The following is a 13,123-nucleotide window of genomic DNA, read 5'->3' on the forward strand; positions in this document are numbered from 1 at the left end:
AAATGACTTCCATGCTTAGATCATTATCAAACTATGTTTACTATTATAATTGACAATATAAAATGACAGAAGAACAAAAACATCAGATAAAATTAGAAAACGATAAAATAATTAAAGATAAAGGTTATCGTGTTAATGATTGGCTTCCCATTTTAGAGACATCTTCTTTTCGAACATTGGATGAAATAAAAGGCAGAATGTCGGTTATGAATGCGCTCATAAATATTGCTTTTGAGGCTCCTGTTTATGTTATTAAGGAATGGCTTGAAAACCAAAATCTTCTCGTATTTCTTTCAGATGCTGAAAAAGAAATCTTAGAAAAAGACAATGATGAGCTAACGGATATCGAAATTAATAGCCTGAATTGGTATTTAGAAAGTTTATGGGCTTTAATGTGGGCAACTGGTATGATTGAGCGTCTAGAAGCAGAGGACTATGTCGGTGATCATATGGTCTCCCTGTTACCTAATTTACAACATGGTGAAACGAATATTAAGCTTGAGCATTTGTCAAAAGTACGGACAGAGATCGAGCTATATACGATGCTGGATTATTATTATAGATTGCATTGGTACTGTGTAGATGAAAGACTAAATGGCCGTCAAGCTAAGTTAAATGAAGGACTGATCTATGAGCGACGGAAATCTTTGGAATGGGCATTCAACCGCGAAAATGACTGGGATAATGTTGAAATGGGAACGTAAAAACCAATATTTAGTTCCGGCTTTTTCCTAATCACTTTAAAAATAAGATTGAAATAAATGACACAGAGAGCAGCTATACCATGTCCTGAATGTGACAGAGAAAAATATTTTGAGGGACTGTGCTATTCTTGCAAAAACAGAAAGTTGCGAGAACATTATGAATCGATGAGCAGAGGCCAGATTCTTGAAACGGTTGAAAATATTATTGCAAAAATTGAAACCATTGACAAATGGGAAGAAGTCTATAAAGATTTCTCTGGATTACTGGCTTATCAGGACATTGATACAAGTAAAATTGCTGACGCAGCATTTCAAAAAAAGATCTTTTATCCGCCAACCTTATATAGAAATGCATCAGAGGAAATCCAAGATCAATTAATCGCATTAATCTGTACACCTGATTGTGCAAATGCAGGCCATATATTAAGTTGTCTTGCCGTGGTAGGTGGTGAAAAAGTAAGAAAGACTTTCTATGAACTGGAGAAAAATCCACTGCCTTGGCGTAAGAATCTGTATGTAGATCCTTCATTTTATGCCGCATTGGGCGGATGGACTTTTGATCAAGCAGGAAACAAGGTTCAACTTAATTATGAAACGTGTTATTCCCTTTTAGAAGGTGAACAACATGAAGATAATGCAGTCAAAGTAGCTGTGCCAAAAAATGAGAATTGTCAGATCTGTAATTGTCAAACGGTCGATATATTAACCCTGAATGGAAACGACGAACGGCTATCATTTCTTGGATTACCAGGGCTTGTAAAAATTCCAATATGTCCGAATTGTGCAAGTATGTGTGAAAAGACAATAGTTCGTTACCAAATTGATGGAGCGAGCACTTTTGAGATTGTAGAACCGTATACAGAAGAAAACTATTTGTCGTCAGCAGATTTTAAAGAATTGACAACAAACAAACTGGCGCTATCAATTTCAAAAAAACCTGTATATTTCGCATGCGGAAATGATGATGTATCAATAATAGGAGGGAACGCAGAATGGGTGCAAGATTGGCAATATGAAAACTGTCCTGACTGTCAAAAGAAAATGAAATTACTAGCGGCTCTTTCTTGGGATCAAATCATGAACGGTTCAGAAGGAACACTTTACGTTGAAATTTGTACTGATTGTTCTCTTGTCGTAGCTTTTCACCAACAAACGTAAGTGAAAGATTAGTTTTTGTTCCAACGGCGAAATATAATCCCATAAGTGAGCTTCCTGTTGAATTGTGCTGCTGATCTTCACATTTCAGCAGGAAGCCCGCTTTTTATTATTGCTTTTTACCAACATAAATGGTGGCAGCACCAAAAAGTTGTGGATAGGCATTTACTTTAACAAAGCCGGATTCTTCCAGTATGCTCAAGAATTTATCTCCAGAAGGGAAGTTTATAGCCGATTTGGATAGGTAAGCATATGCATTTTTATCTTTGGAAAAGATTCGGGCTATCTTTGGCATGAGGTGTTCCGTATACAGGAGGTATCCAAATTTTATTAATTTATTTGAGGGAACCGAAGTCTCTAAAATAACAATCGTTCCGTCAGACTGCATTACTCTATACATTTCTCCAAGTCCTTTTTCAAGATTTTCAAAATTCCTTACACCGTAGCTGATATTGACTATATCAAAAGAACAATCAGCAAAAGATAGAGATTCAGCATGCTGCACTTCAGTGTGAATGCGTCCGTCTAATTTATTGGCACTAATTTTTTCATTTGCGATCTTAAGCATTCCTTTAGAGATATCAACGCCGATTATATTTTCAGCTTGCGTCTTTCCTAAAAGAATTGCCATATCGCCAGTCCCGGTTGCGACGTCAAGTATGTGACGGGGATGACATTCTGAAACTATTTTTAAAACTTGACGTCGCCAACTTTTATCCATCCTAAAGGTGATAATATTGTTTAGGAGATCATACTTTTCGGAGATGGTATCAAACATGTGTTCAACCTGTTTACTTTTTCCTTCTGTCGAGTCTAAATAAGGTGTAATTTTCGCGTTCATATTTTTTAAATGATGCCGATCCAATTTAAGTTGAATTATTATTAGTTACTGTGGATGTGTGAAATAGGGATACATTAAAGCCTTGATGGAACTGACATAGGATTCATACGCCTGGAGACCTTCAAGTTTTTCATTAATCAAGTTATGTGAGGGCCAAAAGTCAACCACAATAAAAATATTGTTGATCAGATAATCCCACACTTCTTCAGGGATATCATTTCTTAAGACTTTCTTTTGAACCATCAGCTTAAAGAAACGTTTGGTTTCCTTTTTTTGTTTAATCACTATTGCAGCATATGATTCGCGGATTGAAGGGATCCATAAGGAGATTTCAACAAAGTTTATGAATATAAACTGATAACGAGTGAGGAGATTATAAAAATCTTTGAAAATAGTAAATACTAATTCCATGTCAACACCTTCTACATAGTTTTCAAGAGAAGCCATTAGCATATCTGATTCTTTAATCAGACGGTCAAATAAGGCTTGTATGATATCCTCCGTATGTTTGAAGTGATAATGTAAATTCCCTGCACTGATACCCATTTCTGTGGCGATGTGGCGGGTACTGGTATTACGAAGACCTCTGGTATTAAAGACCTGCAATGAAATTTCAAGAATGCGTTCCTTTGTATTCATATTCAAAATTAGAACTTTTGTTCTAATTTTGAATATATTTTTTACTTTTGTGTATGAAAACGCAAAAAGAGAACTGGTTCATAAGAAATCTTAAAGATATTCGAGAAACTATTTTTGGTTTTAATACCACAGATAGTACTTTGAAAAGAGCGAGTAAAGTTATGGGATGGTATATGTTTTTAACCTTGATGACATGTGGAATAGTCGCTACCTTGATCGCAATTTCTTTTGCACATTAAAGCAATACTTATCTGACCCATTCTTGCTGTTTTATGGTCTATCGTGGATTCTTATTCGATATTGCAGGCAGACAGGACAGCCAATCCCGATTTTAAATAACTGGTTGACAGATTTTGTCTTTGTTCCTTTAATCGCATATATCGCATTTTGCATTGGCAATCTCCTTTTAACTTTATACAGCACACCCCATTATTATCCATTATATCAGATATTTGTATTAGCATTTTTCGTTTCCATTGTTTTTGAATATATCATGCCTCAATACACCAATTACAATGTCAGTGATCCAATAGATACCCTGTGTTACTTCGCAGGTGGATGCTTTTATTATTTCTGTCATCAAAATTATTTGAAAAATAAATTTAGCTAACGATTATCCATAAGATTCTTGATTAACACGAAAGGACATAATCTAATTTGGAATATTTCACCCTTTCTTGAAACAGAAAAAATAAATGTTTTTTGGGAATTAATGTTAGATATTATCTAAATTGAACACACTCTAAGATACGGCATAATAAAATTTAAAAATCTCAATATCAATTTGATATACTAGATAGCATCAAAATGAAGATAAAATACGATATAGATTGGTTAATTGAAAGATTTGAAAGTGGTGAGACCTTGAAATATATTTTCTTTTGGGGGCATGAAAATAGACATAAAGATGTGGTAAGTAAATCTTGTTTTAGCCAATGGTTTGATTGCCCTTTTACGGTGGACAGTGTTAATTATAAAACTTCTGAACACTGGATGATGGCTCATAAAGCCCTACTGTTCGCTGATGATAATCTTTTTGATAAGATCATAAATTGTGAAAAACCTGGAGAAGCAAAAGAACTAGGCAGACAAATCCTAGGCTATGATCAACAAATCTGGAATGACCATAAATTTGAAATTGTAAAACTGGGAAATATACATAAATTCAATCAACATCCAAGATTAGCAAATTATCTTTTGCAAACAGAAAATAGAATTTTGGTAGAAGCAAGTCCGGTTGATGTAATTTGGGGAATTGGTATTGCTGTAGATAACGATGATATTGAAAATATTTATAATTGGCGTGGAGAAAATCTCTTAGGTTTTGCATTAATGTATGTGCGTGATTTTTTTAAACAATTTGGACATTTCAAGCCACTTGAGAATTCCATTCAACCGCCGTGGAAGAAATTCCCCAATATGGATAGTAATGATATGTTTTGGAGTATGGGAAAAGGAGAGGACTATCTAACCCAATTTTCAGAATATTATAATGGACTTGATGACAGAGAGAAAATGATTTTTAAAATGACGAACACATGCCCATATGAATGGCAAAGCTTTTATGATTAAGTAATTATGATGCAAATTCCACTTTAAGGAAAATAGATAATTAAGTTAATAAAGGAACTAGGATTCAAGGAGAAGATAGCTGCGGTAATTAAAAATCAATTTAGAAATGAGTAAATATAAAATCTGGATTACTATCGTCATTAATTTAGTGATAAGTGCTTTGTATTTTAAACAGATTTTATACATCGGAAATCTACTTCCGCTACTTAAAACGAAAGAAATATTACTGACACCATTTTTATTATTTTACACAGTATTAGGAATCGTAACCTGTCTTTTTCTAGATAAAAAAATAGTTAAAAATCAGCATATTACTGCAGTTATTTTATTGATTGTTATACTTGGTTTTTTGATTTTCCCAGTTTCGTTCCTACATCATAGAAGGGGATACGAACTTGCATTACCGTTCTTATCAACCCTTGTAGAGCCTATTAAAGTCAAGTACTTATTTGGCCAATCTATCAAAGTTTTATTGCAGAAAACCATTGTTCTGATGGTGATCAGCTTTTGCTTGCTCTTTTTTGCATCCTTGTTTTTTAATATGGATTCGACCAATTATCTTTATGCTTACGGAGGAATGTATTTTCTGATGTTGGCAATTCTAGACTATTACTTTCATCAAATAAAGTTCAGCGCTCAACCACATTGATTGTTTAAGACTACAATAGTTAACTATGGTTTTAGCGACATGAAACTACATTCAATTGAAGCAGTAATAGATCCCGAAAATGTGGCCTGCCAAAGTATTAGAGAAATGTAATTTTATTAAAGAAGGATATTTTAAGGAAAATGAGTTCTACAACGGACAATTTTTGGCTACTGTCATTTATTCGAAAATAAATGGATAAGTAACATACTACGTATGAAGAAAAAAATCCATGTACATTACATGGATTTTTTCGCTTTAAAAGCATATTTCATTGTCCTTTCTTTGAATGAACAGGTCACATTAAATATGCTTCCTGATATCGTGAGCAAACTATAGGCAGTCAAGCATAACTGTTAGTCTATAAATTATTTCAATTCAATGATTTTATTATTATCCGCTTCTTTAACCTCTTGTTCAATCGAAATCGTAAGTTTCGAAAATATCGTAAATGCTAATAGTACGATAAGTGCAACCGGAAATATAATTCCGATAATTATTGCAAAGAGCAATGAAATGCTCAAGTACACTTTTCCAGTACTAGAAGAAACTTTTAATTTAGAATTTTTTAGCGAATCAAATGCTTTTTGAAAACCATTTGTGATTGTTTTGCTATTGATGTCGAAGATTGTTTTAGTTTTCATGATAAATCTGTTTATGTATTTGTTTATGATTCAAAAGTAGCGCTATTGCGTTTCAAAGCTTAGTGGAAATAGGTGGATGAAGGAAGAAAATCGGTAAACCATTATTTTTTAGCGGTCAGTAAGAATAACTATATAGCTCTTTAGTATTTAAACATAATAGATGTTATGATCTATTTTAATAGGTTTAAAAACTCATTTCTCTTTGTCTCTGAAGAGAAAATGCCACCATATTCAATGGAAGTTGTACTACTTGTACTGTCCTTAATACCGCGGGCAGATACACAAAGATGCTCGGCATGGATCACCACAATGATATCATCGGTCTGTAAAGCAGATTTCAATTCATTATATATCTGCAAGGTTAATCTTTCCTGCACCTGAGGTCTGTGTGCATAATAATCGACCACACGATTAATTTTAGAGAGGCCGATTACCTTATTCTTTGCAAGGTACCCGATGTGTGCAAGACCTACAATGGGCAGAAAATGGTGTTCACAGGTTGAATTTACACGGATATTCTTTTCAATCAATATTTTATTATAATCATATTTATTGACGAATGTAGAAAGCTTTGGCTTATTTAAAGGATTGAGACCATAGAACAATTCCTTTATGTACATTTTGGCGAACCTGTAGGGCGTGCCACTTAAACTGTCATCATGTAGATCTAATCCAAGTTCCCATAATATTTGTTGAAAAAGCTCGGAAATGCGATTCATTTTCTCTTCATCACTTCTGAGAAATGCATCCGGTCGTAAAGGCGTTTCGATAGAAGTCATGGCATGTTGATCTCCGATATCCTCTGTATTGGAGATTGTTTCTGTTTGTGATAATGAATTCATCATGATTTATACTGTTGTTATATTAATTCGAAGTGCTATTAAATATTTAACAAATATAAATCAAAATTCTTCAAATGCAACTAAATTGCTTTTGTGAATTATCTTATCTATATTTGATCATTGACAATCCAATTGACATTTTTAATTATTATAATAAATGAATGCTATACTTATTGTTTCTATACTTTTTTTATCTCCATTTATAAGTGGAATTTCTGTTTTATCAGTCAAACGGGATCGTTCAACATTTTTAAAATTGATTCTTTCCTTCAGTGGTGCCTATCTTTTTGGACTGACGATACTTCATCTTATTCCGCACGTGTATGCAGATGCGTCGGAGCATATGGACACCATTGGACTGTATATACTTGGCGGTTTCCTGTTCCAGCTTTTGTTAGAACATTTCTCCCAAGGAGTGGAGCATGGACATATACATATGAAGAAGGAAAATATCAATTCTTTTCCACTAGCTATTTTGTTGAGCTTATGTGTCCATGCTTTTTTAGAAGGTATGCCTTTGGTTAGTGCACAGCGTCAACATCTTGTTTTTGGTATCGCGATCCATCATATTCCAGCAGCATTTGCATTGGGATCTTTACTTCTGGCCTCTCAAGTTTCAAAAAGAACATTACTGATTGCTATTTTCGTATTTGCTATGATGACTCCAGCAGGTTTTTTGACCAGTCAGTTTATCAGTCAGTATGCTGTGGGTGATCTTGCACAATATTTTGATAAAATTATGGCTGTAGTGATCGGTATATTCCTTCATGTTTCCACTACAATTCTTTTTGAGTCCGGATCTGCAGACCACCATGTTTTCAATAAAAAGAAGATGATTGCAGTATTGTTGGGAATAGTATTATCACTGAGCAGTTTAATCATTGGCGGACATGATCATAGCCATTCTGAACATGATCACCATAATCACGAATCACATCACGAACATTAAAAAAAACTAAAGAATGAATACAATGAATTACAAATTATCGATTCTCTTGATGATCCTCATCTTCCTAATTGGATGCAATAATTCTCAAACTGGCATAAGTACGATTAAAGTTGGGAAAACAGGTAATGAGGTTAACGCGTTTATTGGTCAAGATCTCCATTTTAAAACAAATATTTACTTTCCTGAAGGAATTAAATTGCTGACAGTGAAATTTGAACCAATAAAAAAGACAGGTTGGTCCTATGTGAAGGATTATACTACCGATGTCAAACAACATAATCAATATCATTTAAGCGGGGTTATACCTATTCCAGTGTATTTAGCAGTCGGAATTTATAAATTATGTATCAAAGCAGTTTCGGAAGTAGGAGAAACTGCAGAGGAGGAAACTGAGATCAATCTAAAAGTAGATAGTTCGATGCCATTTGCGTCGAAAATTGATGTAGGTCTTAATGCGAAGAAAGATAATCTGCATCTGGAGTCAGAAATTACTGCCTCCAAAAAGATTAAAAGTGTAAAGGTTCAGCTTAAATGGGGTTCATTTTCCAAAACCTATACTTATAATACAGGCGCGATGATCGGCGCTCTACAACATATTTTTCATGAGCATCTGGACCTAAAAGACTTTAAAAATGGGAAATATGATGTTATCTTCATCGTAGAAGATCAGGAGGGGAGACTATTTGAAACAAAAGGAGATTTTATAAAATAACAACGCTCATAATTTTTCATACTCATTTTTAGGAGGTTACTTGATTTAGTAATATCTTCCAATGCCTAAGATAGTTTGTAATGGCTAAAGTCTTAGGCTGTGAAATTTGTAGTCAATAGAAAAGTTTGTTTAAATTTTTATATTGACTGCAATATATTATCGATCAGTCACGACAATGGCACAGCAATTATCCATATTTAGACTTATTTTTTCAAATTTTCCAAGTAAAAGCATTTTGTCTATTATTCTTGAACCATCAGCGAAATTTTCAAAAATATCAATAGGCAGTGGTCTGTACTTTACTGTTGTTTTAATAAATTGTGAAAAGAAGTAGGGGTCTAAGCCACCAAATTCATTCGGGACATTAAGAGAAACTTCTATAATTTGACCTGTTTTGCTGTTTTCAAATCCACAATGAATCCCATGAATGTCGTATCTCCAATCGTCAAGTTTTCCTATTTGCCTTTCATCCCATTTATATTCATCAAAAGTACCCAATGGAAAATCTCGATTTAACTTCACCTTGAGTTTACCCACTAGTTTGAGTATCAACTCTTCACCCAACGTCCTGTAATCCTTTGCACATTGTTCAAAGAAATCTTGATGGTCTTCAATATCCTTATCAGTGATAAGTTTCGCAATATTTATCTTCGGTTCAGAAATGTGTATTCCAACCTGAAAACCTTGAAGTTCTTTTTTTAGATCGTGCCCTATGGTTTCTCTTTCATTTTGAACGCTTTCCCCGAAGATAAGCATTAGTTTTCTTTCTCTGGGAATGGCACGAATTGTTTCAAGATCAGGAATTTCCGCAAGCGAATTTATCGTAATTATATCGATTAATCTATTCAATGGTAACGATTTTAAATTGGTATGTAGTAGAAGTTTATCTAACATTATTTGTTAAATGTAAAAGTAGTAAAGTTATGGCAGAAATACCTAAAGCTGGAAGAAAGATAGGAGGGTGTCTATTTTAAAATTTTAAATCAGCAATGACAGTTTAAAGAAGATCCAGCAAAATACCTTTTTTAGAAACTGTTATAATTTGATTAGAATTGTACAGGGAAACTTTATCGCTTACGCTGGTGTCAGAATCATTGATCATACTTGAATGGAAAAGATAAGACAACTTTTTCTACGAACAGTTTTAAAGTATTAAAACAGGTGAAAATCTAAACAGACAATTTATGAAAACGATATTCTTTCTTTTAGTTATGGGTATGGGTGTTACCGGATGTAACGGGTGGCACAAGTATTCGGACTCTGATAATAAAATCATCAACAAAATACCCCGCAGAAGCGGTTTGCAGGAAATTGATACACTTTGGGTTTCGCAAAATGACACAGCAGTTTTTAGGTCGGAAGAATTAATACAGCGATATCCTGATCGAAACGCTCGATTAGGGCTACGTTATGAATTGCGTAATCCTCAAGATGGAATCTATTATTTCATTTATAACGATAAACAACAGCTAGTGCAGGAGGGAAAATATACAGCACAGTATATTTATGAAGGAATAACATACGGTGGGAATTTCTATAACACAAAAAGATATTTTTATAAAAAGAATGGACGTCTGATTAGTGTACATTATCAGGAAGATGGCAGAAATTTCAAATTAGAACAATTTGCTAAGGACGGGCAACTGACTAAAATAACCTATTTCAATAAGAAAACAGGCGAAAAAGAAAAGATTGAAATTTATAAAAACAAGAAATTAAAGGAAACCCGGATTTATACAGCCTTTAAGACTTATCGCACGGTAAAATCTTTTTAATATTTAGCTTTACATCAGTAGCTTAGCATATGTAAGATAACATATGCTAAGCTTATGAATCAATAACACTATGATTGATCATGTTGTTACGGCATTGGATTATGGTCAAATACCTAACTTTTCATATTCAATCTTTCTTCTTGAAGATCGAGCAATCGAAGATGTTTCCTGATAATTTCTTCATCTAACAGAAGCTCCTCGCGGTTTTTATTGATAAGCCATGTTCTTTGCGTTTCGATTATGTCAATATAAATACTTCGATATTCAGCGAAATTAATGATGATTTCAGAACTGCTCAATTGATTTTCATATTTGTGCAATTGATCTTTCAATGTTGGAAAACTATCTATTTTGTGAGCATAATCTTTACGGATTTTATCTACTGCCACTTGAGCAAGGTTGTTCTGAATTTCATAATCGATTTCCTTTTCACTTCGAGTAAAATCCTGATCTATTTGAGGGAATTTCCTTAATAAGAAAGGAAGCGTAAGTCCCTGGACAAGTAATGTTAAAAGGATGACGACAAAGGTGATGAAAAGTATGAGATTTCTTTGAGGGAAAGGAGTTCCGTCCGCTAAAGTCAGGGGAATTGAAAGTGCCGCGGCCAATGAAACAACACCTCTCATTCCGGTCCAGCCAATGATTAAAGGAGTTTTCCAGCCAGGGGATTTGGCATCAGCAACGGTAATGTAATTTCTCATAATTAAAGTCGTTATCACTGCCGCATAACCGGAGAAAATTCTAACAAGAACCAGCACTACAGTAACAGCTATTCCATAACCGATTGCTGTAGAAATATCAGTATCTCCCAAACCAGAAACAATTTCAGGTAAATCTAAACCAATGAGCATGAAAACAATTCCATTTAACAAAAAGCAAAAACTTTCCCAAACTGTTACAGTACGTATTCTAGATGCACTGCTCAAAAAATCATGACTACGATAAGATAGGAATAGTCCGCCACTTACCACCGCCAAAACTCCCGACGCATGCAGTTCCTCCGCCGCCAAATACATCGAGAAAGGGGCGATAAAAGTGAGCAAAATATCAGTATTAGAATCTGTCGGAAGTATTTTATGCATTTTCAGAAAGATGTATGCAAGTGCAAGCCCGATGCCTACGCCACCAATGCACATCCATACAAAACTTCCCGCCGCTTCGTACCATACAAATTGCCCGGTTGCCGCAGCAATCATCGCAAACCTGAAAATGATTAAAGAAGAAGCATCATTCAGCAAACTTTCGCCTTCGAGGATTGACGCCAATCTTTTAGGCACCTTCACAAATTTTAAAATTGCTCCAGCACTTACTGCATCAGGTGGTGAAACAATTCCGCCCAATAAAAACCCTAAAGCTAAAGAAAATCCGGGGATGAAATAATTAGCGAAGACGGCTACCGATAATGCCGTAAAAAAAACGACTACGAAAGCGAAACTGAAAATAATTCTGCGCCATCGCCATAGCTCTTTCCATGAGGTTGACCAAGCGGCTTCATACAGCAACGGCGGTAAAAAAATGATAAATATTAACTCTGGTTCTATTTTTATTGGGGGTACTCCCGGAATAAAACTTATGGAAAGACCAGCTAATACAAGCAAAACAGGATACGCAACCTGAATCTTTTTCGCCAACATGATCAGCATGGTGATCAGCAGCACCAAAAAAAGATAAAATTCGAAATTTTCTAGCATGTGTAAATTTTAGTTACATAAATATATATTAAATTTTTAGTAACATTTACAACCTATTTAAAATTTAAATGAGTTGTAAATGTTGTCATAGAAATAATGTGTGATGCGTTTTTCCAAATTCCATATGTATCCAGCATCTAATAGTTTGCGGTGTAAAAGATTGTTGCTATAATTTTTATTCCGTACAGATTAAGCAGATCCGGCCTTCATTACCAACTATGGTATTTTTAAACAATTAAAACAAACAGTAAGGTCGAGCTGTATTACTTATTCACGACAAAAAAATATCATTATGAAAGTTGCCATCATCGGAGCATCCGGATTTATCGGATCAGCTATTTTAAATGAAGCGCTGAGTAGAGGTCATGACATAACCGCTATTGTCCGAAATCCAGAAAAAGTAACGGTTTCCGACCCACGTCTTAACGTCAATAAAGGAGATGTTATAAAAGAAGAGGAGTTGGTCAGCCTTTTGAAAGGAAACGAAGCTGTTATCAGTGCTTACAGCGCAAATGACTCATCGACCTATGTAAAGGCTATCACAGCTATTATTAATGCTACGAAAAAAGCAGGTATTACGCGATTATTAGCTGTTAGCGGGGCCGGAAGCCTCGAAGTAAAACCCGGAGTACAATTGTTAGATACTCCAGAATTTCCCGCTGAATGGAAGGACGGTGCTACTGCTACACGTGACGCATTTGATGTTATCAAGCAGGTGACCGACCTGGATTGGTCTGTCTTGAGCCCAGCCATGGTGATCGAGCCCGGCCCGCGTACAGGTGTTTTTCGCTTAGGGAAAGATCAAGTGTTATTTAATGATAAAGGAGAAAGTAAGATTTCTACAGCCGATTTCGCAGTAGCTTTGCTCGATGAGCTGGAACGACCCGCACATATCAAACAACGTTTTACGCTTGCTTATTAAGCTTGGAATAATTTTAGGCATATATATATTA

At 34.8% G+C, this 13,123-nt stretch carries 16 protein-coding genes; 10 read left to right on the top strand and 6 right to left on the bottom strand.

Annotated features, from left to right (window positions below; all coding sequences use genetic code 11):
* Positions 1–62: 62 nt before the first annotated feature.
* Together JAZ75_RS19855 and JAZ75_RS19860 are read left to right on the top strand one after the other, a co-directional pair.
* The gene (locus JAZ75_RS19855; protein ID WP_208697907.1) at positions 63–704 is read left to right on the top strand and encodes a DUF4272 domain-containing protein; all 642 of its coding nucleotides are present in this window, start codon (positions 63–65) and stop codon (positions 702–704) included.
* A 57-nt stretch (positions 705–761) separates the two neighbouring features.
* The gene (locus tag JAZ75_RS19860) at positions 762–1,862 is read left to right on the top strand and encodes a hypothetical protein (protein ID WP_208697909.1); all 1,101 of its coding nucleotides are present in this window, start codon (positions 762–764) and stop codon (positions 1,860–1,862) included.
* Positions 1,863–1,968: 106 nt separating this feature from the next.
* On the opposite strand, the gene ubiE is transcribed toward JAZ75_RS19860, so the two are convergent.
* Both ubiE and JAZ75_RS19870 read right to left on the bottom strand, forming a co-directional pair.
* Positions 1,969–2,700, bottom strand: coding sequence for a bifunctional demethylmenaquinone methyltransferase/2-methoxy-6-polyprenyl-1,4-benzoquinol methylase UbiE (gene ubiE, locus JAZ75_RS19865; RefSeq protein WP_208697911.1), 732 nt, complete (start codon positions 2,698–2,700; stop codon positions 1,969–1,971).
* A gap of 45 nt (positions 2,701–2,745) precedes the next feature.
* Positions 2,746–3,339, bottom strand: coding sequence for a TetR/AcrR family transcriptional regulator (locus JAZ75_RS19870; protein WP_208697913.1), 594 nt, complete (start codon positions 3,337–3,339; stop codon positions 2,746–2,748).
* A gap of 53 nt (positions 3,340–3,392) precedes the next feature.
* On the opposite strand from JAZ75_RS19870, the gene JAZ75_RS19875 reads away from it, so the two are divergent.
* The 4 genes from JAZ75_RS19875 to JAZ75_RS26100 all read left to right on the top strand — a co-directional run bounded on the left by JAZ75_RS19875 (position 3,393) and on the right by JAZ75_RS26100 (position 5,896).
* Complete coding sequence (locus tag JAZ75_RS19875; protein ID WP_021188542.1) at positions 3,393–3,578, top strand: hypothetical protein; 186 nt, start codon at positions 3,393–3,395, stop codon at positions 3,576–3,578.
* Between the two features lie 568 nt (positions 3,579–4,146).
* A complete protein-coding gene (locus JAZ75_RS19880) occupies positions 4,147–4,911 on the top strand; it encodes an NADAR family protein (protein ID WP_232789276.1) in 765 nt (254 codons plus the stop codon).
* A gap of 106 nt (positions 4,912–5,017) precedes the next feature.
* The gene (locus JAZ75_RS19885; protein WP_208697915.1) at positions 5,018–5,560 is read left to right on the top strand and encodes a hypothetical protein; all 543 of its coding nucleotides are present in this window, start codon (positions 5,018–5,020) and stop codon (positions 5,558–5,560) included.
* Positions 5,561–5,773: 213 nt separating this feature from the next.
* The gene (locus JAZ75_RS26100; RefSeq protein WP_262896129.1) at positions 5,774–5,896 is read left to right on the top strand and encodes a hypothetical protein; all 123 of its coding nucleotides are present in this window, start codon (positions 5,774–5,776) and stop codon (positions 5,894–5,896) included.
* Between the two features lie 29 nt (positions 5,897–5,925).
* Here JAZ75_RS26100 and JAZ75_RS19890 read toward each other — a convergent pair whose 3' ends face one another.
* Positions 5,926–6,201 carry a hypothetical protein gene (locus tag JAZ75_RS19890; protein WP_132768144.1) on the bottom strand — a complete coding sequence of 92 codons (276 nt, stop codon included), beginning with the start codon at positions 6,199–6,201 and terminating at the stop codon, positions 5,926–5,928.
* Positions 6,202–6,371: 170 nt separating this feature from the next.
* A complete protein-coding gene (gene folE / locus JAZ75_RS19895) occupies positions 6,372–7,046 on the bottom strand; it encodes a GTP cyclohydrolase I FolE (RefSeq protein ID WP_208697917.1) in 675 nt (224 codons plus the stop codon).
* Between the two features lie 154 nt (positions 7,047–7,200).
* Between folE and JAZ75_RS19900 the strand changes: the two genes are divergently transcribed.
* Positions 7,201–7,992: a ZIP family metal transporter gene (locus JAZ75_RS19900; protein WP_208697918.1), complete on the top strand. Its 792-nt coding sequence runs from the start codon at positions 7,201–7,203 to the stop codon at positions 7,990–7,992.
* Positions 7,993–8,014: 22 nt separating this feature from the next.
* Entirely contained in the window at positions 8,015–8,704 is a 690-nt protein-coding gene (locus tag JAZ75_RS19905) for a hypothetical protein (protein ID WP_208697920.1), read from the top strand.
* Between the two features lie 156 nt (positions 8,705–8,860).
* Here JAZ75_RS19905 and JAZ75_RS19910 read toward each other — a convergent pair whose 3' ends face one another.
* Positions 8,861–9,553: a DUF6896 domain-containing protein gene (locus tag JAZ75_RS19910; RefSeq protein WP_208697922.1), complete on the bottom strand. Its 693-nt coding sequence runs from the start codon at positions 9,551–9,553 to the stop codon at positions 8,861–8,863.
* 335 nt (positions 9,554–9,888) lie between these two features.
* Here JAZ75_RS19910 and JAZ75_RS19915 point away from each other — a divergent pair, with 335 nt between their 5' ends.
* A complete protein-coding gene (locus JAZ75_RS19915; protein WP_208697924.1) occupies positions 9,889–10,479 on the top strand; it encodes a hypothetical protein in 591 nt (196 codons plus the stop codon).
* A 113-nt stretch (positions 10,480–10,592) separates the two neighbouring features.
* Here JAZ75_RS19915 and JAZ75_RS19920 read toward each other — a convergent pair whose 3' ends face one another.
* Positions 10,593–12,170: a Na+/H+ antiporter gene (locus JAZ75_RS19920; RefSeq protein WP_208697926.1), complete on the bottom strand. Its 1,578-nt coding sequence runs from the start codon at positions 12,168–12,170 to the stop codon at positions 10,593–10,595.
* Positions 12,171–12,462: 292 nt separating this feature from the next.
* Here JAZ75_RS19920 and JAZ75_RS19925 point away from each other — a divergent pair, with 292 nt between their 5' ends.
* Positions 12,463–13,092 carry an NAD(P)-dependent oxidoreductase gene (locus JAZ75_RS19925; RefSeq protein WP_208697928.1) on the top strand — a complete coding sequence of 210 codons (630 nt, stop codon included), beginning with the start codon at positions 12,463–12,465 and terminating at the stop codon, positions 13,090–13,092.
* Positions 13,093–13,123: the final 31 nt, after the last annotated feature.

It is taken from the genome of Sphingobacterium sp. UDSM-2020 (assembly GCF_016132525.1).
GTDB lineage: Bacteria > Bacteroidota > Bacteroidia > Sphingobacteriales > Sphingobacteriaceae > Sphingobacterium > Sphingobacterium anhuiense.